This window comes from Syntrophomonas sp. UBA1041, assembly GCF_002316705.1.
GTDB lineage: Bacteria > Bacillota > Syntrophomonadia > Syntrophomonadales > Syntrophomonadaceae > DTU019.
In genome coordinates this window covers 59,542-59,782 of the sequence record NZ_DCEA01000013.1, presented here as the reverse complement: position 1 = coordinate 59,782, position 241 = coordinate 59,542, and the positions used below count along the sequence as shown (strand labels likewise).

Sequence of the window (241 nt, the reverse complement as noted above, 5' to 3'; positions counted from 1 at the left end):
CGCATATCACCAACGAAATTAAAGAGCGGGTCTTGCTGATTGAAAAAGCTGTAGGGCCCGATGTAGTAATAACCGAAATAGGCGGGACAGTGGGCGACATCGAGTCGCTGCCTTTTCTGGAAGCCATTCGGCAGCTGAAGTTCGATCTGGGCAGAGATCGGGTGTTATACATTCACGTTACCCTGGTGCCGCATATCAAGGCGGCCGGGGAATTAAAAACCAAGCCCACCCAGCACAGTGT

Annotated in this window: 1 pseudogene; it reads left to right on the top strand. The window is 51.9% G+C overall.

The features are described 5' to 3' along the window. Nucleotides 1-241 (top strand): annotated as a pseudogene (locus B2633_RS02760) (CTP synthase); the annotation flags it as partial.